Source organism: Martinezella sp. CNPSo 3959 (genome assembly GCF_057784355.1).
In genome coordinates this window covers 29,612-55,400 of the sequence record NZ_JBXSOV010000017.1, presented here as the reverse complement: position 1 = coordinate 55,400, position 25,789 = coordinate 29,612, and the positions used below count along the sequence as shown (strand labels likewise).

21 protein-coding genes and 1 pseudogene are annotated in these 25,789 nt (G+C 57.6%); 12 read left to right on the top strand and 10 right to left on the bottom strand.

Annotated elements, in window-relative coordinates; genetic code table 11:
• The first annotated feature begins 245 nt into the window (after window positions 1-245).
• The 6 genes from AC13RE_RS25630 (at window position 246) to AC13RE_RS25605 (ending at window position 6,347) form a co-directional block, all read left to right on the top strand.
• On the top strand, window positions 246-1,259 hold the full coding sequence (locus tag AC13RE_RS25630; protein WP_488565022.1) for a UDP-glucuronic acid decarboxylase family protein: 1,014 nt from the start codon (window positions 246-248) through the stop codon (window positions 1,257-1,259).
• The gene (gene galE, locus AC13RE_RS25625) at window positions 1,259-2,245 is read left to right on the top strand and encodes a UDP-glucose 4-epimerase GalE (protein ID WP_488565021.1); all 987 of its coding nucleotides are present in this window, start codon (window positions 1,259-1,261) and stop codon (window positions 2,243-2,245) included. Before AC13RE_RS25630 ends, galE begins: the two co-directional genes overlap by 1 nt.
• Window positions 2,242-4,074, top strand: coding sequence for a glycosyltransferase family 2 protein (locus AC13RE_RS25620; RefSeq protein WP_488565020.1), 1,833 nt, complete (start codon window positions 2,242-2,244; stop codon window positions 4,072-4,074). Before galE ends, AC13RE_RS25620 begins: the two co-directional genes overlap by 4 nt.
• A gap of 243 nt (window positions 4,075-4,317) precedes the next feature.
• Window positions 4,318-4,857 carry a DUF995 domain-containing protein gene (locus AC13RE_RS25615; RefSeq protein ID WP_488565019.1) on the top strand — a complete coding sequence of 180 codons (540 nt, stop codon included), beginning with the start codon at window positions 4,318-4,320 and terminating at the stop codon, window positions 4,855-4,857.
• A 17-nt stretch (window positions 4,858-4,874) separates the two neighbouring features.
• Entirely contained in the window at window positions 4,875-5,822 is a 948-nt protein-coding gene (locus AC13RE_RS25610) for a glycoside hydrolase family 26 protein (RefSeq protein ID WP_488565018.1), read from the top strand.
• Between the two features lie 27 nt (window positions 5,823-5,849).
• Window positions 5,850-6,347, top strand: a complete 498-nt coding sequence (locus AC13RE_RS25605) for a DUF995 domain-containing protein (RefSeq protein ID WP_488565017.1) — start codon at window positions 5,850-5,852, stop codon at window positions 6,345-6,347.
• 132 nt (window positions 6,348-6,479) lie between these two features.
• Here AC13RE_RS25605 and AC13RE_RS25600 read toward each other — a convergent pair whose 3' ends face one another.
• On the bottom strand, window positions 6,480-6,800 hold the full coding sequence (locus tag AC13RE_RS25600; protein WP_132720370.1) for a hypothetical protein: 321 nt from the start codon (window positions 6,798-6,800) through the stop codon (window positions 6,480-6,482).
• Between the two features lie 488 nt (window positions 6,801-7,288).
• On the opposite strand from AC13RE_RS25600, the gene AC13RE_RS25595 reads away from it, so the two are divergent.
• Window positions 7,289-8,419: a helix-turn-helix domain-containing protein gene (locus AC13RE_RS25595; protein ID WP_488565069.1), complete on the top strand. Its 1,131-nt coding sequence runs from the start codon at window positions 7,289-7,291 to the stop codon at window positions 8,417-8,419.
• A 134-nt stretch (window positions 8,420-8,553) separates the two neighbouring features.
• On the opposite strand, the gene AC13RE_RS25590 is transcribed toward AC13RE_RS25595, so the two are convergent.
• Complete coding sequence (locus AC13RE_RS25590; RefSeq protein ID WP_488565016.1) at window positions 8,554-9,561, bottom strand: LacI family DNA-binding transcriptional regulator; 1,008 nt, start codon at window positions 9,559-9,561, stop codon at window positions 8,554-8,556.
• A 319-nt stretch (window positions 9,562-9,880) separates the two neighbouring features.
• Between AC13RE_RS25590 and AC13RE_RS25585 the strand changes: the two genes are divergently transcribed.
• The 3 genes from AC13RE_RS25585 (at window position 9,881) to AC13RE_RS25575 (ending at window position 13,559) form a co-directional block, all read left to right on the top strand.
• Complete coding sequence (locus tag AC13RE_RS25585) at window positions 9,881-10,867, top strand: substrate-binding domain-containing protein (RefSeq protein ID WP_488565015.1); 987 nt, start codon at window positions 9,881-9,883, stop codon at window positions 10,865-10,867.
• 159 nt (window positions 10,868-11,026) lie between these two features.
• Window positions 11,027-12,553 carry a sugar ABC transporter ATP-binding protein gene (locus AC13RE_RS25580; RefSeq protein ID WP_488565014.1) on the top strand — a complete coding sequence of 509 codons (1,527 nt, stop codon included), beginning with the start codon at window positions 11,027-11,029 and terminating at the stop codon, window positions 12,551-12,553.
• A complete protein-coding gene (locus tag AC13RE_RS25575; RefSeq protein ID WP_488565013.1) occupies window positions 12,537-13,559 on the top strand; it encodes an ABC transporter permease in 1,023 nt (340 codons plus the stop codon). The genes AC13RE_RS25580 and AC13RE_RS25575 overlap by 17 nt, the downstream gene beginning before the upstream one ends.
• Before the next feature lie 53 nt (window positions 13,560-13,612).
• On the opposite strand, the gene AC13RE_RS25570 is transcribed toward AC13RE_RS25575, so the two are convergent.
• The 6 genes and pseudogenes from AC13RE_RS25570 to AC13RE_RS25545 all read right to left on the bottom strand — a co-directional run bounded on the left by AC13RE_RS25570 (window position 13,613) and on the right by AC13RE_RS25545 (window position 19,747).
• Window positions 13,613-16,639 (bottom strand): alpha-mannosidase, encoded by a 3,027-nt coding sequence (locus AC13RE_RS25570; RefSeq protein WP_488565012.1) that lies wholly within the window; start codon window positions 16,637-16,639, stop codon window positions 13,613-13,615.
• Window positions 16,640-17,052: 413 nt separating this feature from the next.
• On the bottom strand, window positions 17,053-17,268 hold the full coding sequence (locus tag AC13RE_RS25565) for a hypothetical protein (RefSeq protein WP_132720364.1): 216 nt from the start codon (window positions 17,266-17,268) through the stop codon (window positions 17,053-17,055).
• A gap of 183 nt (window positions 17,269-17,451) precedes the next feature.
• The gene (locus tag AC13RE_RS25560) at window positions 17,452-18,015 is read right to left on the bottom strand and encodes a GGDEF domain-containing protein (protein WP_488565068.1); all 564 of its coding nucleotides are present in this window, start codon (window positions 18,013-18,015) and stop codon (window positions 17,452-17,454) included.
• A gap of 18 nt (window positions 18,016-18,033) precedes the next feature.
• Window positions 18,034-18,348 (bottom strand): annotated as a pseudogene (locus AC13RE_RS25555) (PAS domain-containing protein); the annotation flags it as partial.
• Between the two features lie 305 nt (window positions 18,349-18,653).
• The gene (locus AC13RE_RS25550) at window positions 18,654-19,184 is read right to left on the bottom strand and encodes a chromate transporter (protein WP_488565011.1); all 531 of its coding nucleotides are present in this window, start codon (window positions 19,182-19,184) and stop codon (window positions 18,654-18,656) included.
• Window positions 19,181-19,747 (bottom strand): chromate transporter, encoded by a 567-nt coding sequence (locus AC13RE_RS25545; protein WP_488565010.1) that lies wholly within the window; start codon window positions 19,745-19,747, stop codon window positions 19,181-19,183. Before AC13RE_RS25545 ends, AC13RE_RS25550 begins: the two co-directional genes overlap by 4 nt.
• 104 nt (window positions 19,748-19,851) lie before the next feature.
• Between AC13RE_RS25545 and AC13RE_RS25540 the strand changes: the two genes are divergently transcribed.
• Window positions 19,852-20,769 (top strand): LysR family transcriptional regulator, encoded by a 918-nt coding sequence (locus AC13RE_RS25540; protein ID WP_488565009.1) that lies wholly within the window; start codon window positions 19,852-19,854, stop codon window positions 20,767-20,769.
• Window positions 20,770-20,848: 79 nt separating this feature from the next.
• Here AC13RE_RS25540 and AC13RE_RS25535 read toward each other — a convergent pair whose 3' ends face one another.
• Together AC13RE_RS25535 and AC13RE_RS25530 are read right to left on the bottom strand one after the other, a co-directional pair.
• Window positions 20,849-21,589: an ROK family protein gene (locus AC13RE_RS25535; protein WP_488565008.1), complete on the bottom strand. Its 741-nt coding sequence runs from the start codon at window positions 21,587-21,589 to the stop codon at window positions 20,849-20,851.
• A gap of 40 nt (window positions 21,590-21,629) precedes the next feature.
• Window positions 21,630-24,050: a glucan 1,4-alpha-glucosidase gene (locus AC13RE_RS25530; RefSeq protein WP_488565007.1), complete on the bottom strand. Its 2,421-nt coding sequence runs from the start codon at window positions 24,048-24,050 to the stop codon at window positions 21,630-21,632.
• Window positions 24,051-24,229: 179 nt separating this feature from the next.
• Between AC13RE_RS25530 and AC13RE_RS25525 the strand changes: the two genes are divergently transcribed.
• Window positions 24,230-25,756, top strand: coding sequence for an ABC transporter substrate-binding protein (locus AC13RE_RS25525; RefSeq protein WP_488565006.1), 1,527 nt, complete (start codon window positions 24,230-24,232; stop codon window positions 25,754-25,756).
• Window positions 25,757-25,789 lie beyond the last annotated feature (33 nt).

The following is a 25,789-nucleotide window of genomic DNA, read 5'->3' as shown; positions in this document are numbered from 1 at the left end:
AAAATAACATCTTAATGGTAAGCGCGCGGCACGTTAGTTAATCTTCGCACTTATTTTCCGTGTCATAAAAATGTACAGAATGCAAAGCTTCTGCATTCCGTGATAATGACAGAATTATTAATTATCGGTAAAATATAACCGTAAATTGTAGCAATAATTCCTTGTTGTAAAAGCCTTGCACAAGGGAAAAGGCATTGCTTTTTCCTGAATACTCGGCTGCGCGTCTAATTTACCGGGAGGGTTTGATGGGCATAGCGTTCAAATCTACAAGTATATCGCTAAACAATACAAAGAGACGTACCATCCTCGTTGCGGGCGGCGCAGGGTTCCTTGGGTCACATCTTTGCGACCGACTTCTACAGGATGGTCATGAAGTCATATGTGTGGATGATTTTTCAACCGGACGGATGGACAATCTCTGGCATCTCCTTCGTTACGAGACGTTCAGTTTCATCCGCCACGACGTCATCTCATCGCTCGATCTGCCCGTCGACGAAATCTACAATCTGGCCTGCCCGGCATCTCCGCCGCATTATCAGGCCGATCCGATCCGTACGATGAAAACATGTGTTTTCGGCGCGCTCAACTTGCTGGAGCTTGCCACATATCATCAAGCGCGCATTTTCCAGGCCTCGACCTCGGAAATCTATGGCGACCCCCACGTGCATCCGCAGCCGGAAAACTATTGGGGTAACGTCAATTCCTTCGGCCCTCGCTCGTGCTACGATGAAGGCAAACGCTCCGCTGAAACGCTTTTCCGTGACTTTCACGCCCGTCATGGCGTCGACATCAGGATTGCGCGCATCTTCAACACCTATGGACCGCGCATGCGCCCCGACGACGGCCGCGTTGTTTCCAATTTCATCGTACAGGCGCTGAAGGGTGAGGATATTACCGTCTATGGCGACGGCTCTCAGACGCGCTCCTTCTGCTATGTCGCCGACCTGATCGAGGGCTTCATTCGCCTGATGGCCGACCAAACGACGATCCATACGCCCGTCAATCTCGGCAATCCGGCGGAGTTTACCGTGCGCGATCTTGCCGAACAGGTCATCGCGATTACCGGCTCCAAGTCGAAGATAATCCATAAACCCCTGCCGGTCGACGATCCCCGCCAGCGCCGGCCCGATATCACCATCGCGAAACGCGAACTGGGATGGGAACCGTCCGTCGCCCTGACGGATGGATTGAAGTCCACCATCGCGTACTTCGAACGTCAGTTGGTACGTACGAGCAGCGAGCTTTTCGAGGTTGCGTGATGGGCAAGCAAAAAATACTCGTCGTGGGTGGCGCCGGCTTCATCGGCAGCCACACCGCGAAGCTCCTGCATCGACAAGGCTTCGAGCCGGTCGTCTATGACAACCTCTCGACGGGCCATCTGACCTCCGTGCGCTGGGGACCCTTCGTGGAAGGAGATATTCTCGACACATCCCATCTTGCCGAGACAATGGAGGAGCATAGACCTGCTGCAATCATCCATTTCGCCGCCTCCGCCTATGTCGGCGAGTCCGTCGAAAATCCTGCTAAATATTATGCCAACAATGTCAGTGGCACGCTGTCGGTTCTGGAAGCATGCCGCCGCACGGAGGCGGATAAGCTGATCTTTTCATCGAGCTGCGCAATCTACGGAATTCCCGCGCATCTGCCCATCCGCGAATGCGAGACGCCTCAGCCGATAAATCCCTACGGCAGAACCAAGCTGATTGCCGAACATATGCTGGCCGACTATTCGGCAGCCTATGGCCTTTCCTATGTGGCGCTGCGTTACTTCAACGCCTCCGGCGCCGATCCGGAACAGGAACTCGGCGAATGGCATGACCCCGAAACACATCTCATTCCCCGCGCATTGCTGGCGGCGGCCGGCACGACCGAAACCTTGGAAGTCTACGGCGACGATTACGACACGCCGGACGGCACGTGTGTGCGCGACTATATCCATGTGCTGGATCTTGCCAAGGCGCATGTCCTGGCGGTCGAATATCTGCTGGCCGGCGGAAACAATCTCGCCGTCAATCTGGGAAGCGGCCACGGCACGTCGATCAAGGAGATCGTCGGCGCGATCGAGCGCGTTTGCGGTCGCCAGGTTCCTGTCGCCATGCACAGGCGGCGGCCGGGCGATCCGCCTGCTCTTTATGCCGCTTCGGATCTTGCTGCCGAGAAGCTTGGCTTCCACGCTTTGCATTCGGACATCGAAACGATCATCCGGACCGCAGCTCCCTTCTTCGGACTGGAGATGCGAGGATGACATCGATCCGGACACGAGCTCAAGTAATGAAGGACCGGGCGTTGATGACGCCGGTGCTGCAAGGTCGCAAGCGCGCGGAATATATGGTTTACGCCGCGTTGTGGCTTGCGGCACTCGGCTATTTCTGGAGCTGGTGGCTCGCACCCGCGCACCATGTCGACGCTCTCGGGTCGATATTGGTGACCCTGGTGCTCGCCTGGGTGACGATCATTCCAGCCTATTTCATCATCGTCTTCTTCCGCGCCGAAAAGCCGACAGGGGAATTACGGCTTCCTGCCGGCAGCCGCATCGCGATGGTGGTGACCAAAGCGCCATCGGAGCCCTTTTCGGTGGTGGCCCGCACGTTGGATGCCATGCTGGCGCAGGAGGTGACCCACGACACCTGGCTGGCAGATGAAGATCCGTCGCCCTCGACGCGGGATTGGTGCAGCAAATACGGCGTCCAGATATCCACCCGGAAGGGGCGGGACGATTATCACCGCCAGACATGGCCGCGGCGCACCCGCTGCAAGGAAGGCAACCTTGCCTTCTTCTACGATCACTATGGCTATGAAGGCTATGATTTCGTCGTGCAGCTCGATGCCGACCATGTGCCCGAACAAGGCTATCTTTTCCAGATGCTTCGGCCCTTTGCCGACCCGGCAGTCGGCTATGTGTCCGCGCCGAGCATTTGCGACCAGAATGCCCATGAGAGCTGGGCGGCTCGCGGTCGCCTCTATGCGGAAGCCAGCATGCATGGATCGCTTCAGACCGGGTTCAATCATGGGCTGTCGCCACTTTGCATCGGCTCGCACTATGCCGTCCGCACCAAGGCGCTCAAGAGCATTGGCGGGCTGGGGCCAGAACTGGCGGAAGACCACTCCACCACACTGATGATGAATGCGTATGGCTGGCGCGGCATTCACGCGCTCGATGCCATTGCTCATGGCGACGGTCCGCGCACTTTCACCGATCTCATCACCCAGGAGTTTCAATGGTCGCGCAGCCTCATGATGATCCTGCTGCAATATTCGCCGAGCTTGATCAAACGGCTGCCGCTACGCCTCAGAATGCAGTTCCTGTTTTCGCAGCTCTGGTATTCCCTCTTTTCTCTCTTCATGGCGCTGATGTTCATCATGCCGATCATTGCGCTTACTAGAGGAAAGACCTTCGTCGATGTGTCATATCCTGACTTTTTGCTGCATTTCGTGCCGCAGTCCATTCTGCTGATCCTGTTCGCCTATCGCTGGCGCAGCACGCATACGTTCAGACCAGTCGATGCGAGTATTCTGAGCTGGGAGATGACGTTGTTCCTGTTTGCCCGCTGGCCATGGGCGCTTATGGGTTCTCTCGCTGCCATTCGCGATTGGACGACTGGAACATTCGTGGATTTCCGCGTCACTCCGAAGGGTACATCGGACGTCGATCCTCTGCCATTCAGAGTTCTTGCACCCTATGCCACGCTCTCTTTTGCCTCCATCCTGCCGGTTCTATTTGTCAGTGCCGCGGAAGAGAGCAGCGGTTTCTATATCTTCGCGACGATGAATGCCACCATCTACACTTTACTGCTGCTGGTCATCATCGTTCAGCATGCGCGTGAAAATACGCTCAGCACGAGCAGGCGCTTTTACCGGCCGGCGCTCGCCAGTGGTCTGATTGCTCTGACCGCCCTGCCGTTTTTCGGCATCATGGAGCATGGCCGCGCCGGAGCACAATCATTGATTTGGGACACCGACGGCTACGTATTGTTCGATACTCGCTTTTCGGTGGCAGGTGCTGGAATTGGCGGTCGCGGACTGCACAGAATGGTGCTCAATCCGCACTGGCACGTGAGCGACACGGGCGATTGAATTTCATACAGGGACACTATGGCGGAACGCAGATGAAGATGGCTGTTATGGAAACCGAGCAGGATCTCAGCGCGCTGGCGGAACGAAGCCATGCCCGTCGCATCGGCGCTCGCATCTGCACCATAGGTAAGTCGGCAAGCACGCAGGGTAACCTGCGAGACATTGCCGGACGGCGAAACCGGCAGCGAGCCCTAAGGGCAGCAGCGCCAAAGGCTCGCCAATCACGAACACGGGAGAAATAATATGAAACCATCAAGGAAACAGACCTCCCTCCTCGCCGCAGCATCGCTGGCATGCGTGATCCTTCTTGGGCTTACGACGGCGAGCAATGCGACCGTAGCCGCGACCACCACCAAGGTGCCGGACGGCGCGAGGCCCATGACGGCGGCTGAACTCTACATGCTCTATCACGACAAGAGCTGGCGCTGGCCCGATGGCGCCGGCCGAATGCAGAATACCGATCGTCGGTTCTCAGCCTGGGTCGACGGAACCGGTGGACAATCCTGGGCTGAAGGCCGCTGGGCTATAACAGACACCGGCCGGCTGTGTCTGGAGGCAACCTGGCATGCCGCAAACGGCCAGTTTCCGGCCAAGACCTGCTTCGTCCATCGCATCTTCGATGGAACGATCTATCAGAAACGCGAGACTGGCGGAGCATGGATTGTGTTTCGCCATCCCATTACCGAGAAAACCGATGAGGCGACAAACCTCATCGCCGATGATCTGGTCTCACAACGACTGGAGGCCTTGAAGACCTCTTTAACCGTCCGCAAGACCGAATAGAGGAAGGAGGCAATGCGATGAAAACCCTATCGAAACTAACGACGGCTTTGCTTGCGGCTGGCGCCCTCTGCGGTGGCATATATGCTGCCAACAACAGCTTGGATGCAAGGGCCGAGATCCGGCCGCTCTTCAATGACAAGAGGCCGATCATTACTCCCCAATCGCTGCCGGGGGGTGCCTATGATCCTAATGGGGATTTTTCCAATGACCCCAATCCAAAGATCGAGCACCTCTTCCTGCCTTGGGAAGATGTCGATCTGTCGACGCTGAGCACGGCAGACGAATATGCCCGCAAGCGCGGGCGCTCGCTGCTGATCACGATCGAGCCGTGGTCATGGGCCCGCAACTGGCGGGTCACGCCAACCGATCTCCTTAGTGGAATTCTGGCGGGTCACTACGATTCCAACATGACGGCGATCTGCTCGGCGGCCGCCAAGCTCAAAGCGCCCGTCACCATTCGCTGGGCTCATGAAATGGACGAGAAGAACGGACAGTTCACTTGGGCCTACTGGAAGGCGGACGACTATGTGAAAGCCTATCGGCACGCGATCAACGTTTGCCGCAAGAGCCTTCCCACGGCAAAGTACATGTGGTCGCCGATGGGCAAGGATGGGCTCGAGGCCTACTATCCCGGCGATTCATTCGTCGACGTCGTCGGATTGTCGGTGTTCGGTTACCAACCGTTCGATCTGCGCAAGCTCGGGCGGGATTCGACCTTCGTGGAAGCGACCAAACCCGGCTATGACCGTGTGAAGCGCTTCAAGAAGCCGATCGTGATCGCGGAATTGGGCTACCAGGGCAACGAGGCCTACGTTCACGCATGGGCCGAGGAAGCCAACAAGCCGCACTCCGAATTCCCCGACCTGCAATCGGTGGTCTATTTCAACGATCGTGAAGTCTACCCCTGGCCGGACGGTCTGGGCAGGCCGGACTGGCGGGTCGCCACACCGCCCCTGCTGAACTGACCGCGATGAAAGGTGGAGGATAAGTATATGTCCTGGTTCCGTTTCATCATCCTGAATGCCATGTTCGCGATGCTGCTGGCCGGCACCGCGAACGCGGCGACGCATCGTCATATCGATCGAATGACGGCGCATGCGGCCCACCAAGCCATGCCGATGAGTGCGAGGGAGCTCAAAAAGCTCTACGCGGGGCGCTCCTGGATATGGAAAGACGGGGCCGGCTTCTTCTCCCGCCATCACCGCCGATTTACGGCCTGGTCGCACACGGGCGCTCGAAAATCATATGCAAAGGGTACCTGGTATGCGACCGATCGCGGTAGACTCTGCATGAGCGCTGTCTGGCACAGCAAGAAAAGTGCAGCATCCAATGTGTCCTGCTTCCTGCATCGCGAGAAGGCTGGGATCATCTATCAGAAACGAGCATCAGGCGGAAAATGGTATGTGTTCCGTCATAATCCGATCAAACATGATGACGAAGTTCTGAAACTACGACGGGGCGATTATGTTCGCAGTCATCTGCCCGGTTGAAGTCGAATACTCACATAGGGGCTTTTTCTTGGATAGCGGGCGGCACGCGTCCCCACTTGTTCCGTAGAACCGCCATCCAGAGAATGCCCCTATTCTTTGCCGCGCGCACAGCGCGACAGTCGCTGGCTCACCTTAGAACGCGCCGCGATTGTAGCAATGCGACGTTCTTCCAAATCCGCTTGGCGTACAGATGTAGGGAGAGCCCTTGAAGTAGTCCTCAGCGGACATCGAAGTGGTCTTGGCAAGCGACCTTCCACTGTAAAAGACGACGTCGTTCTTTTGATACTTCTTCATATACAGCTGAACCGTCTTGTTTTTTACATGCAGATTCTCGGCCGCATTTGCGTTTGCAGCCATTCCTGCTGAAAATGCAATCGCAAGTATTACAGGTACGGAAATAGCAATTTTTCGATTGCCAGTAGTCAGATTATAAGAGTTCTTCCAAAAACTCATAAGTTTACTCTCCTTTGCAAGTTTCACTCGTGTATTTCAGCTGAAAATATTTAAGCAACTTCTATAAATATCTTGAAAATATTAACGAAATCTGCTTAATTTCCCTACAGCCTTCCGGCGGGGAACTGCAACAATGCTGCCTGCAATGAATATAGCTTGGCGCGATATTCGATGGATGCACAGAGCCTTGACTCATACATCCACAGACTTCTTTGGTTCGCTGGCCAAGGCGCATCGCAGGGCAGAATCATTTTCTCAAGACGTGATCCAATCACGTCCCTTCAGTCAGTCCGCCAACCGGCGGACGCTCGGATGGACTGAAATTCGGGCTGTTTTGCGACGAAGGGGAAAGATCTTGGATATGCAAGATCTATACTATCCACGCGCGATCTATTTTGGCCGCCCATCACTCCCTTTCACCCGCCCGTTGCCGGAACAACACGGGAACCGCCAGTCGAGTTGGAATGTTTCGTCGAAAGGCTATTATGATGATTTGGGATAAAACGGAGACCAGCTCCGAACAACCGACCCTTGCCGAAAGGCGCCGCTGGCCCCGCATTTCCGAAGCTCCCCTTTGCGGCAACGCCACAGACCTGCCGGTACTCGTGTCGCTGCCGTTTTCCACATCCAATGAGGCTCCCAACCTGCAATTTCAGGCTTGGCGGCAGCATATGGCGCCCTTGATCGATGCTTACCTTCCCGAAAGCGCCGAGGCCGATGCTGGTTTTGCTGCGAGCCAAATCGTATGGAATCTGGAAGGGGCACTTCTCGTTCAGCAGCAAACGCCGGCTTTCCGTTATGAGCGCCCTGCAGAAAAAGTACGCTTCAGCGCCATAGATCATTGGCAGATCACCTTTCTGCGCACTGGCAGAACATGGACCAGCGTCAACGGACATGTGGTCGAAAACGAGCCTGGCATGATGGAAATCCGGGCACTTGGCTGCCCGTTTTACGGCCGCACCATAAGCGCGCAATCTGTCTCCCTCATCCTGCCTCGCGATCTATTTGCCGATCACGGCGGACTGCCTGGAGCAAGCAACAACATCGTCCTGGGGGGTGAGCGCGTCAAGTTGCTGGCGGACTACATTGCTTTTCTTGAAGCAAACCTCGACCGTTTGACAAAAGACGACCTGCATAGTGTACGCAACCAACTGCAGGAAATGATATTTCACAGTGTCGCACCGCTGGTGAACGGCCATACGAGCGGCGATCGCAGCTCCGAGATCGGCCTTATGACGAAAGCTCGTCGCTTTATTCAGAACAATCTCGGATCGGCGGACCTAACCCCTGAAGCATTGAGTCGTGAATTGGCAATCTCCCGAACTCGGCTTTATGGACTGTTCCAGACATCGGGCGGTGTGTTGAACTACGTGAGAAGACGAAGACTTCTGGCTGCACGCGCAGCACTTGCCGACTTGAGCAACGGTCAGAAAATTGCAGATATAGCCGGTAATCTCGGCTTTGAATCAGCCGCTAACTTCAGCCGGGCCTTCACACACGAATTCGGCTATAGCCCAAGCGAAGTCCGCAGGCATACAGGCGAATGCAAGGTCGATCATCTACCGCAGATGACGGAAACATCCACTTTCGGCGACTGGCTTAATACGCTCGGTATTTGAGCGGTATAAAGCTACATGTCGGCATGGCAGTTCCGACGGCAGTAGTTCGGATATTGCTACAGATACATGTGGCGAGCAATATATGCAGTCGATATGCGGTGTAGCGCCTGCTAGGTCACCGACATCAACCGATTTCAATCCGGCTGCGGTGAAGAGGTTGTTTCCCCCTCGGAAATCTCGCAAGGCAACAAGAGTGGTTTGCCGAGCTCGGGGGCACCCTGCTTGCTTAATAAAACAGCGACCGCCGCAGCCGCTATGTCCTGAATTGGCTGCTTCACGGTGGTCAGACGTGGGATTGTCATGCTTGCAAGCGGAATGCCGTCAAAGCCGACGATGGAAAGGGCCGCCGGGATTGGAATTCCCAAATCATGAGCTGCCCTCATGCAGCCGATCGCCTGTTGGTCGGAGCTGGCGAATATGGCGGTTGGGCGCTCGTGGCGTGCGCGTGCGAGAAGATAGTTTCCGGCAGACCGTCCGCTTTCATAGTCGAAAGCGGCTTCTGCGATCAGCGGCGTCGCACTCTCCTCGCCATCGCTGACCAGCTCCATTGCATCGAGATAGCCCTTGAGACGATCGTTAGCGGGAACCGAGTCCTTGGGACCTGAAATGAAACCGATACGGCGATGGCCGAGCTTTACGAGATGCTCGACTCCGAGACGCATGCCGCTTCGATGATCGGCTGCGATGCCGGAGTAGCCCGGCAGGAGGCGGTCGACGATGACGATCGGTAGCCCCTTCGGCAGCTTGAGCGTATGAAAATCATTGCTTGGAACAAGAATGATGCCATCCACCTTCCGGCTTGTCAGCTGGCCGATCCGATCCGCCTCCTTGGCTGCATGATCGAAGGAGGTCATGACGATGATGTTATAGCCATGCCTTGCCGCCGCCTGCTCTGCGGATTGCACAAGTTCCGAAAAGAAGGGGTTGGTCAGGTCGGGAATGACGATGCCGATGAGACGACTGACCTTGCTGCGCATGCTTCTGGCAGATGGGTCTGGCATATAGCCGAGCTGCTCGATAATGCCTCTGACCCGCGCCCTCAATTCCTCCGTCACGGAAGGATGATCATTCAAAACCCTTGAAACGGTCCCGGTAGAAACCCCCGCCAGCTTGGCAACGTCTCGAATTCCGACCTTTGGCATATGGATACCGATATCCCTTCATCTCACCTTCCGAGGCGCCTTATCCGGGCTCTCAGCTAATGGTCTCCGCCGTCTTAGTCAAAGTCTTCCAAGTCAAGCCGATCCTCCATTGCGCGGACAAATGCCATATTTCATATGGAAACGGTTCATCATATCTTTCTTCCGGCGTTGGTAAAGTTGAAATTTCAGCCAAGTTTAGCTGATTTCAATAGCGCCTTGACAATTTTTGGCGGCATGCTACCCAATATGCGTGGAACCGGTTCATTGTCGTGGACAACTCAGGTGGAGCTGAGCCAAGAACCGTTCAGGAGGAGAGAAAATGTCCAATTCTACCAAGCGCGACACCGCCTTCATCAACACGCAGCGGCGCTCTGCGCTGAAACTCGGACTTGCCGGCACTCTGGTGCTTGCGCTGTCCTGCGGCGTGTCGCCTGCCTTTGCGGCCGGCAAGCCCAAGGTCGGGCTGATCATGAAATCCCTGTCCAACGAGTTCTTCAAGCAGATGAAGGCCGGCGCGGACAAGTACGCCGCTGAAAACAAGGACAAGTTCGACTTCAAGGCCGTCGGCATGAAGGACGAACGCGACTTTGCCTCGCAGGTCGACGCCGTCGAGAATTTCGTGACGCAGAAGTACGACATCATCGTCGTCGCGCCGGCCGATTCCAAGGCCATGGCCACGCCGCTTGCAAAGGCGGTGAAAGCTGGCGTGAAAGTTATCAATATCGACGTGCCGCTAGACGCCGACGCCAAGAAGGCCGGCGGTATCGATCTCGCCTTCTTCGGCCCTGACAATGCTGCCGGCGCCAAGCTTGCCGGCGATGCGCTCGCCAAGGATCTTGGACCCGGCGCAAAGGTTGTGATCCTGGAAGGCAATCCCGAGGCCGACAACGCCAAGGAGCGCAAGGCAGGCTTCATGGATTCCATCAAGAACGGCAAGCTCGAGCTTCTCGACAGCAAGACCGCACATTGGGAAACCGAAGAAGCCAATACCGTCATGACGAATTTCCTGACGAAATATAAGGATATTCAAGGCGTCATGGCTGCAAACGACTCCATGGCCCTCGGTGTCGTCAAGGCGCTCGATGCATCCGGCCAGGCAGGCAAGATCAAGGTTGTCGGCTTCGATAACATCCCCTCCGTCAAGCCCTTGATCAAGGACGGCAAGATGCTTGCCACCGTCGAACAGTACGGCGCGGAAATGGCAGCCATGGGCATCAAGTACGGCCTTCGCGAATATGCCGGCGAAAAATTCACTGGCTGGGTGAAGACCGACGTGACGCTCGTCACCGCCAAGGACCTCAAATAGTCGATAAACCCGCCTTGCGGGCAGGGATGCGTCGGCATTCGCCGGCGCATCCGCTTGTCGATCGATCTTCTGACCGGCCGTTTAGCGTGAGGCGTTGGCCCCGGTGGAAGGCGCCGCGAAAGATCGTTATCTCCAATTCGAAATGGAAACGCTGATGAGGTGGACGTGCCTGAGACAGTAGATGATGCCATCCTGAAGCTGGAAGGAATAGGCAAGCGCTTCCCGGGCGTTGTGGCACTGAAGGATGTCACAATAGAGATCGGTCGCGGCAAGGGTCACATTCTTCTTGGTGAAAACGGTGCCGGCAAATCGACGCTGATCAATCTGCTTGGCGGCGTCTTCAAGCCGGATGATGGCCACATCCTGTTTGACGGCAAAGCCTATCATCCGTCCTCTCCGCTCGAGGCGTTCAAGGCGGGCATCCGGGTCATTCACCAGGAGCTGCATCCGCTTTCCAATCTTACCGTCGCCGAAAACTTGCTTTTTGAGCATCTGCCGCGCCGATACGGCTTGGTAAACTACAGGCAAATGAACGCCAGAGCGGCAGAACTGCTGGCGGAAGTCGGCCTCGACGTGGCGCCGACGACGCTTGCCAGCAGCTTGAGCGTCGCCCAGCTTCAGTTGCTCGAGATCGCCAAGGCGCTCTCCAACGAAAGCAAGCTTCTGGTTCTCGATGAACCGACGGCAACCCTGACCTCCAAGGAAGTTGATCGGCTCTTTGAGATTCTGAAACGCCTGAAGGCGCACGGCGTCACTACGCTCTATATATCGCATAGGCTCGAAGAGATCTTCGAGGTGGGCGATGACGTCACCATCCTGCGCGACGGGCAGCATGTGATCACGCGGCCGCTCGAAGGGCTCGGAATTCCGAAAATCGTCGAACTCATGGTCGGGCGCGAACTTGCGCAGCATGACGCTTTCCGCGGCGACAGCACCATCTCCGGCGAGGCGCTTGGCGTCTCCGGTCTCAAAGTGACGAGCCACAGCCCGGAGCTGTCATTTTCCGTTGCCAAGGGAGAAATCGTCGGCATTGCCGGGCTTGTGGGGAGCGGCCGCACCGAGGCTGTTCGAGCCATATTCGGCGCCGACGCCAAGGCTGCAGGCGAAATCCGCATAGATGGCCAGCCGGTCGAGATTACCTCGCCCAAGGACGCGGTTACCGCCGGGCTGTGCCTGGCGACAGAAGATCGCAAGGTACAAGGGCTCATGCTCGACATGAGCTGCGCGCAAAACACCACCATCACCAATCTCGCCAAGATCTCCCGCAACGGATTGATTTTGCGCAAGGCGGAAGACGAGTCCTCACAGCGTCTCGTGCGTGAATTGCGGATAAAGACACCGTCCATCCATCAGGCCGTCAGGACATTTTCCGGCGGCAACCAGCAGAAGGTCGTCATCGCCAAATGGCTGTTTCGCGGCCCCAAGGTGCTGATCTTCGACGAGCCGACCCGAGGCATCGATGTCGGCGCCAAGGCGGAAATCTACGAGCTTCTGTGGAAGTTTGCCGCCGAGGGAAAAGGCGTCCTCGTCGTGTCTTCGGATCTGCCGGAACTCATGAGCATTTGCCATCGCATCATCGTCTTCTCGGACGGCAAGATAGCCGGGGAAATCCCCCGAGCCCAATTTGACGAGAGCAGGATCCTCTCGCTCGCTTACAAGGAGTACAGTCGTGTCCGGAAACATTGAAAAGGCGGCCGAGGCAAAAGAGGCCAGCGTCTGGGACAAGCTTATCCGGATCTCGATGAAAGAGGCCGGTGTCGCCATCGCCCTCGTCTTGATTTTGATCTTCTTCTCGCTCACGGCGCCTTATTTCGCGACGCCGGAGAACTTCCTGAAGATCTTCGTGCAGATCGCCATCAATACGGTGCTTGCCGCCGGCATGACCTTCGTCATCCTCACCGGCGGCATCGATCTTTCCGTCGGATCGCTGCTGGCGCTTTGCACGGTCATCGGCGCGACGATCATGATCGATCCAAGATTTTCTCCCTGGCAGGCGATCGCTCTCGCATCGCTCGCCTCGATGGGGGCGGGCGCGATCCTGGGTGCCATCAACGGATGGATCTGCGAGAAATGGAAACTTCCATCCTTCATCGTCACGCTCGGCATGCTTAACGTCGCAAGCGGCCTTGCCCGCGTCGTCAGTGATAACTCCACCATCACCGGCCTGCCGCAGCCCTTCGTCGATTTCGGTAATCTGATTTTCTGGGGCGTCCTTCCATCGATCTTCCTGATCGCCATCGTCGTCGTCCTCATCGGCTGGTTCGTGCTGCGCTATACTGTGTTCGGACGTTTCGTCTTCGCAATCGGGACGAATGAGGAGGCCGTCCGCCTATCGGGACATGAACCGAAGAAGTACAAGATCGCGGTCTTCACCATTTCCGGACTGACTGCCGGCATTGCCGCCATGGTCTATCTGCTCCGCCTCAATGTCGGCAGCCCTGTCGCCGGCATCGGCTATGAATTGAATGCGATCGCGGCCGTTATCATCGGCGGAACCAGCCTTTCAGGCGGCAAGGGATCGATCATCGGGACGCTTGTTGGAGCCTGCATTCTGCAGGTGCTGTCCACGGGGCTGCAACTCTTGGGTGCCGACGACAACATCAAGCCGATCGTCATCGGCGCCGTTATCGTACTGGCCGTCATTCTCGACAGCTATCGCGGCCGGTTGATGCGGATATTGGAGAGCCGCTGACAAGGCGGCTCTCCGGAGCAAAGGCTATGGCCCGACAAAATCGAGCTTTGCCGTCAGGCCCGCTGCAATTTCCAGGTCCGGATTTCAAACGGCATGATGTCGGCAGTGCCGGTGCGTTCGATCGGCTCCTCCAGGATGTTCAGCGGCCCCGAAGCCTGCCATCCTGACGGCAGGGTCAGCGACAGGCGGCCGCGCCGACCGGCCGGTTCGTACAGCCGCAGGATAAGACCCTCCCCTTCCTCGGCCGGTTTCAGGCCGGAGAAGGCGACTGGTGTGCCTTCGACGCCAAGCGGCGATAAGGTGCCGGCCGCAAGACCGCTTGCCTCCACGCTGACCAGCGGCTGGTTGAGATCGATCGCCTCAGCTAGAACACCACCGTCATACCACGCGCCCTCATGCGGCATCAGCGCATAGGTAAAGCTCTGCTCGCCTTCATCGGCCAGCGGATCGGGATAGATCGGCGAGCGCACGAGGCTCATGCCGATGACATTGCCGCGGGCGCTGTGACCGTATTTGGCATTATTGAGCAGGGCGACGCCGAAGCCGGGTTCGCTCAGATCGACGAACCGATGCGCCGCCGCCTCGAACATCGCCTGCTCCCAGGAGGTATTGGTATGCGTCTGCCTCTCGACGACGCCGAAGGCGCATTCGAAAGTGGCGGTGCGCGACCGCACGGCAACCGGATTGAGGGTTCTCAGCAGCGTTCGCCGATCATGCCAGTCGATGGTCGTTTCGATATCCAGCCTGCGGGCATTGGCCGTCAGAACATAAAGCTGGGTCACGATCGAGTTGCGGTATCGATTGATGACACGGATCGCGGCGCGATGCGGTCCCTCCTCGACCAGAGTGATGCTCTCCGGCCGATCGAGCCGGATGCCTTTCTCGGCATAATCGGCATCCACGTCCCAGGCATCCCAATTGCGCGGCTTGTCGGCGGGATAGACCCAGAGCTGGTTGGCAGGCCCTTCGATCGCCTCCCGCCCCGTTGCCTTGTGAACAAGGCTTGATACTGCTCCATCCTTGCCGATGATGACAGACAAATGCTCATTTTCGAGATGATGGGTATCAGCTTTCAGAAGCCCGGCGGGCCTGATCGCCTTGCGATCGAAGACCGCGACGGAAAGAGGTGCGACGGAATCGGCCGAAGCCAGCACCGTTCCGTCCGATAGGGTTGCGGTGAGCGGGCGCGGCGACAAAGACGGGTTGACGACGACAAGCGCATCCGTGACCCCGCCGGTTGGAAGATGGGCCGACAGCGTCGTCAGGGACCTGACCTGCTCCGCCTTGGCATTGTCGATCACGCCGTCAAGTTCCCGCTCGGCATCGACATAGACCTCGCGAATGCTCGATCCAGGCAGGATATCGTGAAACTCGTTCTTCAGGACGACGCGCCAATCCGCCTCCAAGCTCCGAGGCTTGTCAGCCCCCAGCATATGGGCAAGCGAGGCCAGCGTTTCCGCCGTGATCAGGGCGCGTTCGGCCTGGCGATGCTTACGCTTGACCCCGCTTTGTGACGTCAGCGTCGCGCGATGCAGCTCGAGGTAGATTTCCCCGTCCCAGACCGGAAGCTCCTTTTCCTTAGCGGTGTGGTGCGCCTTTTCGTAATAGCCCTTCACGGTGCCCCAGCGTGCCTTCGGGATCGCCGGGAAGTCGCGGAGCTGTACCTCGCGCTCGACCATTTCCGGCGTGACGCCGCCGCCGCCATCGCCATAGCCAACGGCCAGCAGCGAGGTGTCATGCTGCGTCTTGCCGCGGAAATTCTTCCATGTCGGCACGAAGCAATCCGGTTGCACGAAGCCGTTGTAGCCTTGCATGGGGTTATCGAACGTATGGGTCAGCACCTTGCTGCCATCGAGCCCCTTCCACCAGAACAGGTCGGACGGAATGTGATTGCTTTCGCTCCAGTTCACCTTGATCGTGAAAAAGCTGTCGATGCCCCCAAGCTTCAGGATCTGCGGCAAGGCGCCGGAAAAGCCGAAACAATCGGGCAGCCAGCAGATGCTGTGACGCAGGCCAAAATGCTTTTCGAAATAGCGCTGGCCATAAAGCACCTGGCGTACGAGGCTCTCGCCTGTGGGCATGTTGGTATCAGGCTCGACCCACATGCCGCCGACGGTTTCCCATTTTCCTTCGGCAACCTTCTTCTTGATCCGCTCGAGCAGTTCCGGATCATCTTCCTCTATTTGTGCATAGTATTGGGCGGTCGATTGGTTGAAGCGGAAGTCGTCGGAGCGCTCCATCAGCGAGAGCGCAGTGTTGAAGGTGCGGCGCATCTTGCGGCGCGTTTCGCCGTAGGGCCAAAGCCATGCCAGATCGATATGGGCATGGCCGGTCAGCAGCAGTTCGCCATTCTGTGGGAAGCGCTTTTGAAGCTCTTTCAGTTGCGCAAGCAATTGATCATAGGCAGCAGCTGCCGAAGCACTCTGCGCTTCGCTAAGGCCGGCTGGATTGTCCTGAAGTTCCGGCAGTTCCCAGATCTTCTGCTGCATTGCCGCGCCTGAGGTGCGCGAGATATAGGCTGATGTGTCGGAGGGCCAATCGAGGCTGCGCAGCGCCCGTTCGGAGGCATCGATCAGATGCGGCACGACTTCGTGGCCGTCAAGAATATCGGCAGCCTCGCCGATCTGCTGCAATAAGAGATGCAGCCGGTGGACCGGCTCATCTAGCCAGATCAAGCGCGCCCTGTTCAGCTTCGGCGCCCTATTCGGCTCCCCGAACGGAAAACGCGCGACGCTCTCAGTCGCGATCTGGAAGTCGCGACCCTTGATCGGAAACTCCTGGTGATAGGGGTCGAGGCCGAAGGTCTCAGCTTCACCATCAGGGTAGCGCAGCGTCAGCAGGCTCTCGCCGCCAAGGTCGAGCTGCAGGCGGATCTGCTCGAGCGGCCAATCCTGCGGCGCCGTTGCCTTGGCAGCGAAGCGAACCGTTCCGTTGCGATGCGGCCAATCCTGATGATGCCCTATCGGCTCTCCATCGAAGGTCCAACCATCGATCGCGAGGCTTTGCCTGTCACGCCAATACGCAAGCTCGGCAGTGCGGACTTTCAGGCGATCAAGGCGTTGGGCAATAGTAAGAGACATGGCGGATCCTATCGGAAAATCGACAACTGGCGGCGGAGGAGAGAATAGATTAGCGCAAATGGGTCGCCAGCCCCGCACCCATCTCCTCCCAGCGGATCGCGTAGCGAGAATTTAGATTAGGTACCTTTGTTTTGGCGTCAAGGCGCGCAGAAATAAGTTGCGAGAGCTTTGTCCGTGATACACAAGCGCGAAGATATGCAAGGAAATCGAAGATCCAACGCGTGAAGAGAGTCGCTTTGACGTATCACGGCGCTGGACGCAAACGGTCACCTGCGTTTTTCGCGAACGGATCAGAGCCGTACCGGGCGATGTGCTGCACATCGCACCTGCCGATGAGGCAGTTCATCTGTTTGACGAAAGCGGACAGCGCATCGCTAGAACACGCTCGGAATTCAATTGAGGAGAGATGTTTATTACCTGTGTGATGCCGCACGCAGCGATGGAGCGGAAGCCGTCTTGCGAATGGTAATTTCAATACCGCCCATGGACGTACCGTCATCGGTTACATCCGGTATGCGAATGCAAAGGACGTCGGAATAGTTGCGGAACGTGCCGCCGATCAGCTCATATATTGCAAGTGCAGTATTCTCGGGAAGCTCTTCGACCGATACGCTTTTACGTTGCTGCATGGGATTCTCTTCCAAAAGTCGGGCCGCCTTCAAGCGATTGGGCAACTGCCGACACTTTAGTCCTGATTTGTCGCAAAGATATCCCAGGAATCATGGAAGCTGTCACAAATACGTGAGGGTCATTTCCAGGAAAACGCGGCGGCGGCACGATGTCGTGATTGGCGACCGAGTGCCGGGCTTACTCTATAGAGCGGCCTCGCATCGGGACCATGAAGATGGCGCGATCCGGAAGCCGTTCTTTCCCGACGATTTCACTTCATACAAACCACGATCCGCTTTGGCGAATATGTCCTTGGAAGAATGACCGGGCACGATTATCGCCGCGCCGACGGAGGTCGCGATGCGAATGGTCTTCGTCGGCGTGGAGACGGTCCAGTTCAATTCTCTGACAACGCGATCGGCGATTTTTGCGAGATCCTCAGTCGAAAGGCATTCGTGAATGACGGCGAACTCGTCGCCGCCAATGCGCGCCACCATATTGGCCTTGGGGACCGCGCGTGCAAGCCTGCGCCCTGCCACTTTGAGACAATCATCCCCAGCCTGATGTCCGAGAGTATCGTTCACGGATTTGAAGCCGTCGAGATCCACGAGAAGGAGCGCTGTGGCGGTTCGGCTCTCGGCTGCGCATATTTCGTTGAGAAACGTTTCAAATCTGGAGCGGGACGTCAACCCGGTGAGCATGTCGTACTCGGCCAATTGACGAAGCTGCTCGACCATCGTCTTCTCGGCGGTGATATCCTGCTTCATCCCGAAAATTCTGGTCGCAGCTCCGTTCGCGAATTCGACGCAGGCGGTTATTCTGATCCATCGCCGATTGCCTCTTGCGGTAATGATCTCAGCATCCAGGCTGAAACCCTCACCCGTGCGAATTGCCTTCTCGCGCACCTCATCGAGACGCTTTCGAGCCTCGGGAGTATAGAGTTTAAGGATCTCATCCCTCGTCAGCGGCGTTTGCGGCGCAAGATCAAAGAGCTCGTAGACCATATCCGTCCAGCTGAGCGTCTGGTCGGGAAGACTGCATTCCCATACCCCGATACGAGCGGCCTTGAACGATCGATCAAACAATTCACGCAAATGCATGAACTCGCGCGAGGCGATTGCCTGAGGATCGAGTATTCCATTTCCATCGCAGGACACTGGGGGCCTCACCAGCTGATCAAAAGGACCTCACCAGCTTTATCGCCGGTAATCTTTCCCAGTGGAATGATTACATGGATTGTTTGCATATTGGTTTCCAAATGCAAGAGCGCCGCGATGATCATCGACATCAATAGCCCTATTTTGAGGGCAGCCTTCCTGAAACAGAGGATTTCAAGCGTTTGTGAAAATGAGTCCCAAGGGCAAGAAGGGTGTCTACCCCAAACCTGATACTGAACCACTCCGGCTCACATCTGGCCGACACCGCTCAAGCCGATCAATGCGCCAACGCCCAGAACGATGAGCGGATGGACGCGCGTCGTCGAAAGGACAAGCGTACCAGCGGCCGCAATTGCCGCCAGAACCCACCCCTGGGTTGACGCCTCGGTGATGACAGCCGCACTTGCGGTAACAAGCCCGGCGGTCATCGGCACCAATCCCGCCTGCACGATCCGTCGCCATGGCCTGTCCTTGAAGCGGTTCCAGAGATGGAGCACCAGATAGGTCAGGACCGAAGAAGGCCCGAACTTTGCAGCTGATGTGACGAGTATGCCCGCCCATCCGGCAACGTGCCAGCCGACCAGAGGCACGACCATCAGGTTCGGACCGGGAGCCGCCTGCGCCAATGCGAACAGCGCACCGAATTGCTGCGCCGTCATCCAATGCTGCACGTCGACGACCTGCCGGTGCATTTCCGGAAGAATAGAATTGCCGCCGCCGAAGGCCAGCAGCGAAAGCTGGGTAAAAATGATTGCAAGAGAAACGAGGGTCGTGGTCATGCTTCGAGCTTCCAGGTGGCGAGGATGCTGAGCGGCGCCAGAACCAGCATGGTCGGCAGCAAGGGCAATCCGATGATGGCGATGGCAGCAAAGCAAATGGCGGCAATGACCAGGGTGACCGGCCTGCGGCGCAGCGGCAGGACGATCTTGACGGCCATCGAAATCAACAGACCAGCCGCGGCTGCAGCAAGGCCTGCAAACATATGCTGGATATGTGGATCGCTATTGAACTGATCGTAAATGACGCCGAGACCGATGACGATTGCCGTTGGGGCGACAATCAGGCCGAGAAGAGCGGAAAAAGCTCCCTTCACGCCCTGAAATTTCGAGCCGATCGCAACCGCCATATTGATGATGTTGCCGCCGGGCAGGAACTGACACAGCCCCAGCAGTTCGGTGAACTCCTCCCTCGTCAACCATTTGCGATCCTCGACCACCATGCGGCGTGCGAGCGGCAGAACCCCACCAAACCCGATGAGGCCGAGTCTGAAAAAGCCGAAAAAGAGCTCCGCGACCGTTGGTCCTTCGCGTTGAGCAGCACTGGAATGAGAAATGGCATCCATATCGTGGCCTGTATGTTTATGTCGGACAGACCGTCAAAATAGGCTTTTACCGATCATGCGTCCAATATATGGATAGAGTATCATTCATATGTTTGAGATATGCCATGATCGAACTTAGACATCTCCGTTATGCCATGACCGTTGCCGATGAGGGCCATATGACCCGCGCTGCCGAAAGACTCGGCATCCAGCAGCCGCCGCTCAGCCAGCAGATAGCCAAGCTGGAGGCCATCGTCGGTGCGTCGCTCTTCAAACGCCTGCCGAGAGGCGTCGAGCTGACGGATGCGGGGCGGACGTTTGTGGAGAGGGCAAGGACCATTCTCCACGATGTCGATCTTGCGATAGAGGCGACAAGGCGCAATGCCCGCGGAGAAGAGGGAAGCCTCGCCATCGGCTTTACCAGTTCGGCCGCCTTTCATCCCCTGGTCAGCGCCGCCGTCCGCTCGCTCGGCGAGACATCGCCGGATGTCGCGCTCAAGCTTGAGGAAGCCAGCACACCCGATCTGATCGCCATGCTGCATTCCGGCCTTCTCGACGTCGCGCTCGTGCGCTCTCCCGTTGCACAGTCGGGCGGTCTTGTGATTTCCCGAATTCTCGATGAAGAGATGCTGGTCGCTCTTCCCGATCGCCATTCTCTTGTGATGGCGAAAGGAGAGGAGCCTCGCCACGTTCGATTGTCGGAGCTCGCAGACGAAGCCTTCATACTTTACCGCCGTCCCTCGGGGCCGGGGCTATACGACAGTATCATAGCGGCCTGCCTTGCAGCGGGTTTCAGCCCGAAAATACGGCATGAAGCTCCTCGATTGTTGTCGACGCTCAGTCTGGTCGCAGCCGGGCTCGGAATCTCCATCATTCCAGGATCGATCGCCCGGCTGGAGACGAACGGCATCGCCTATCTAAGGCTCGACCCGGGTTCCAAGCTCGTGGCGCCGCTTTATCTCGCGCGAAAAGATGAGCAACCAAGCGGCGCGCTGCAACTATTTGCCAACATCGTTCAGCATGAGAAAACCTTACTGAAATAAGCCGGCTATCTTTCTAGCCGCAAAGATCAAGCGACCTGAGACTGATCCTCATGTCGCTCCATTCGATCACCGCCGCAGCCTAGAAGCTCAAAGTCGTATCCTTCCAAAGGCGAAATCCTCCGAGAAACGCATTTTCGTTGTCGCTGATACGGCAGGCGGGGGGTAGTTCCTTGAGCTTCTCGGCATTGCCGCCGCCAATGACGATTTCGTGCGGCAGCAAGGCCGCCCTCAATCTTTCGACGATATCCTCGATCGACTGCCGCCATTTTTTCTTGCCGTATTTTTCAAGGCCACGCTCGCCGATGAAGTCTTCAAAAGTGCCCCGCTTCTTGTAGGGCAGATGGGCGAGCTCCATTGGCAGACAAACGTGATTGGCAATCATCGCCGAACCCAATCCGGTGCCGAGGCCGAGGAACAGCATGTTGCCATCTTTGTAGTTGCCGATTGCCTGCATCACGGCGTCGTTGACAAGCTTGACCGGCTTGCCGAAAGCGGCGGAAAAGTCGAAATCCTGCCAGCCGCTTCCCAGATTGTGCGGTTCCATAGCTGGTCTGTTGTTCGAAACGGGCCCAGGATATCCCATACCGATAACGTCGTATCGCCAATCACTCGTCAGATCCTTGACGGTCTGGACCATCTCTTTTGCCGACATTGTAGGCCCGGAGACGGCCGCCCGGCGCTCACCGCCGGAGCTGAGACGCATTTTTACATGCGAACCGCCGAGATCGATTGCCAAGACGACAAGCTCTTCTGTCGCAGCCGGCGCCACGGTTTTCTTCAGTTTTACGTTTGTTTTGCGGCTCTCTGTTACCTGGCTCATATTCGTCCACACTTTCTATCCACGACGGGCCCAAATCGCACTATGGCGCCTCAACGACGGAGACGGAGAAATCCTCTCCTTCCCAATGATCGGTGTCAGGCCAGTAAAAGGTAAAGGCAATCGACCCGCCTTTGGGCAGGCGCTCGCATGACAGCTCCGCAACATGTATCCCGAAGCCGTTCTGGCTCGTTTCGATATCGCTGGCGCTGGCCCAACCGTCGACACTCCAGCGAATGATCGCCCGCGCCATGACTTCGATCCGCAGGCGCTTGCCGACGGAAAGCTGCGACAGCTTGTTGTTGAAGCGCCACGGCACGAAGGGTGCAGTCACCTTGTTTTTTACATAGCGCTCAACACCTTGCGGCGGCATGTCGAAAACCGCCCCGTCTCTCAGCGAGCGCAGGAGCTTGATATGCTCGGCATGAGCCCAGACGAGCGGCATGGCGCTGCCGGAAGGTTTCCCGAGGACAAGGCCCAGCTCCGGGATATCGGGCTGGTCCCACACCTGTTCCGGCAGCAATCCGCCCTGCCCGGCAGACTGCTCGAGCGTCTTGAGCAAACCAAGAGCCGCATCCGGCCGGCCGGCGGCGAGCTCATAATGGGCACGCTCGCCCGCAAGTAAGGGCCATGGACGCCCGATGCCCGTGCCGTCGAACGGGCCGCCATCTTCGTGCTCGCCATAGCCGTCACCGGTATAACGATACCATAGCGGCCCTTGCGGCAGGTCGCATTTGAGCTGTGCGTCGATCACCTTCACCGTGTCGAGGATGCGAGGATCGTCGGCGGCTCGCAATCCGAACCGTACCAGCGCCAAGGCATCGGGACTGATGACTCGCGCGGTCGGCAGGAAGGATTCAGCGGGCGGCCTGTTCTTGATCGGCACGAAACCATCGGCGGGCGAGCTTCCATCGGCGATCTCAGGCGGCGCAATGCGGACATAATAGCCCTTGACCCCGAGAGCGGCGCCCTCCGCATCGCTGCTGACATAGGTCCAGCGCTCGATCTGGTCGTTCCAGGCATCCGCGGTCTGCCGCAGATAATCCGCATTGTGCGTCTGACCGGCAATTTCCAGAATATCGGCCGCCGCCAATAGCGCAGCGATCTCAACCGCCAGCGTGAATGGAGAAAAGCCGCCATCCTCCTCCCAGCGGTCCTCACCCGTGACGGGGCCGTTGACGACGACGTAGCGCGCTGCGCTTTCGACCATCGGCACGTAGGACAATAGCAGATCGCCCGTAAGGACCCCCTCGCGGCGCAGCGCATCGGCAAGCAGGATCGGGAAAGCGCATTCGTCCATTTGGATCCCGCTCCAGTAAGGCTCGCCATCCAGCCAGCAATTCTGCGGCCAATGCCCATCCTCTTCCTGGATGACGCGCAGATAGGCCAGAATGCGCAGCGCATCCTGCGAAGCGCCCGCAGCTAAGAAGCCGCCGGCTGTCTCGACCAGATCGCGCGGCCAGACCAGATGATAGCCACCGAGGTCTTCGTCGCCCTTGGCAAAGCCCCAAGGAATGGAGAGAGAAGCAACGGCCGGCCCTTCGAAGGAAAGTGGCCGGTGCGTTGCCAGCACGGCTGTCGAGATTCGATAGCGATTGACTTCGGGCGGCGGCGCTCTCGGTTCATCCAAACCCAGCAATCCGTCTTGCCAGGTCCGCCAGTCGGCGACATAGCTGCGCTCGGCGCTGCCATAGCCGGCCTGCAAGCTGGCAAGGGCGTTGTAGCCGGCCTCTTTTGAATGGCTTCCAAAGCCGAGCGATACGGTGACCGTGTCGCTGCCGCCGATCAGATCGATCTCGCCGGTCAGGGCGACGTTGCCGTCGACGGCACGCGCGACGGCTGGGTCCAACCGGCCCTCTTTCTGCAATTGCTGCCAGCCGTCGGAAATACCGACATAGCCGGCAGATGCCGTTCGCCAGCCGCCGCTGACGGCAAGAGCCATCGAGATGCCGCCTGTGCCCGTCGCAAAAAGCATCGGCGTGCCCTTATAGTCTTCCACCCACCCCGTATTGCCGTAACCGGCATTGACCAGATGCGGAGCGGCAAGCAGATAGAGACGATAATCGTGGATCGTTCCCTCAAGCGGCTCGAACGATATCTGCTGGAGCAAGCTGCTGCGCATGGGATCGACGATGATGCGCTTGATGATCCGGTAACGGCCATCGATTGCAGTATTGATCAACCGATAGGCCGGTACGCCATCCTCGACCGTGGTGACGACGCTCTCCGTATCGCGCTTTTCATCCGAAAAATAACCATCGGGACCTATGACGATCAATCCGATGTCGCGGGTACAGGCGCTGTCGACGCGGGGATAATAGATTTCGTTCAAGATGCCGTGACTGAGAGTGAACCAGATGCGGCAGGCCGGCGACAGCGCCGTGCCAACTCCGCTCTTTGCACTGGACGTCCAACGAGGTTCGATACCGTTCACGTTGGGGCCGGAAGCATCGTAAGGCGCCATGCACTATCTCCTCTATTGCTGCAATCTGCTCCGACGAAACTGTTTCGGCAAGACGGAACCTTTGCGCATTCAAGCCGATGTGCCCTTGTTTTCACCACCATTGACAGCCCCCGCCCGTTCTGTATTCTGTTATAAAATCTTATATAACATAATTGTGGAACATAATTGGGAGAATTTCGATGAAACTGGGACTCGGATTCCTGATTGCGGCTGCCTTGGTTGCAGCGCCCTCACTTTTGATGGCTCAGGAAAAAGGTGGCGTCATCAATGTCGCGACGATCGGCGAGCCGCCGACGCTCGATCCAATGACTTCCACCGCAGATCTCGTCGGTATCGTCACCCAACATATCTTCGAAACGCTCTACACCTTCGACAAGGGTTGGAACGTCACGCCGCTGCTTGCCGAGAGCCTGCCCGAGATCAGTGCCGACGGCAAAACCTACACGATCAAACTCAGAACCGGCATCAAGTTCCATGACGGCAGCGTCATGACGTCCAATGATGTGGTCGCCTCGCTCAACCGCTGGATCAAGCTGGCGTCGCGCGGCAAGCAGGCGGGTGGCTTCATCGAATCGATCACCGCCCAGGATCCGGCCACCGTCATTATCAAGCTGAAGCAGCCCTATGCCCCGCTCACCTCGCTGCTCGCCTTCAACAACTCGGCCGCCATCATCATTCCGGCCAGCAGGCAAGCAGATACGATGACCGACTTCATCGGCACCGGTCCCTATATGCTGAAGGAGCGCAAGCCCGACCAATATATCCAGCTGGTACGTTTCGATGGCTACAAGCCGCGCGATGGCGAAAGCAATGGTTACGGCGGCGCCCGGCATCAATATCTCGACGAAATCCGCTTCGTCCCGGTGCCCGATGCCAATACCCGCGTCGAGGCGGCCATTTCCGGCCAGTACGACTATATCGACAGTCTTCCTGTCGAATCCTTCGACAAGCTGAAGTCCGCTTCGGCGACCCAGCCGCTGCTCCTGAAGCCGTTCGGCTATCCGGTCTTCGTCTTCAATACCGCCGACGGCATCACGAAGAATGTCGCGATCCGCAAGGCGATCCGTCAGGCGCTCAGCATGGAAGATATGCTGGCGGCAGCCTTCGGCAGCACAAATTTCTATACGGTTGATGGCAACATGTACCCTGCCCCCTTTACCTGGAGCACGGATGCCGGCGTCAAAGGGAACTACAACGTCGCCGATCCGGAAGGTGCTGCAACTGCCGCCAAGGCGGCAGGCTACAAGGGCGAACCGATCCGCATCCTGACCAGCCGCCAGTACGAGTTCCATTACAAGATGGCGCAGGTCGCGGCCGAATATCTGAAACAGGCGGGCTTCACGGTAGACCTTCAGGTGGTCGACTGGGCGACGCTGACCCAACGCCGGGCCGACAAGGCGCTGTGGGACATTTACATTAGCCACAGCCCTTTCCTGCCGGAACCGGCGCTGATCGGCACGCTGTCGCCAAGCTCGCCCGGTTGGTGGACGACGCCGACGAGCAAAGCCGCGATCGACGCGTTCAACACAGAGGTCGATCCCAAGAAGCGCATCGAGCTTTGGGCCAATGTTCAAAAGACCATTTATGACGAAGCTCCGATGATGAAGATCGGCGATTTCAACGCCGTTGCGGCGATCTCCACCAAGCTACAGGGCGTCGCCCCCGCGCCGTGGCCCTACTTCTGGAATGCATCGATCAAGAAATAAGCCTCCCAAGGCGCTCGGGCGCCGGTCGCGGCC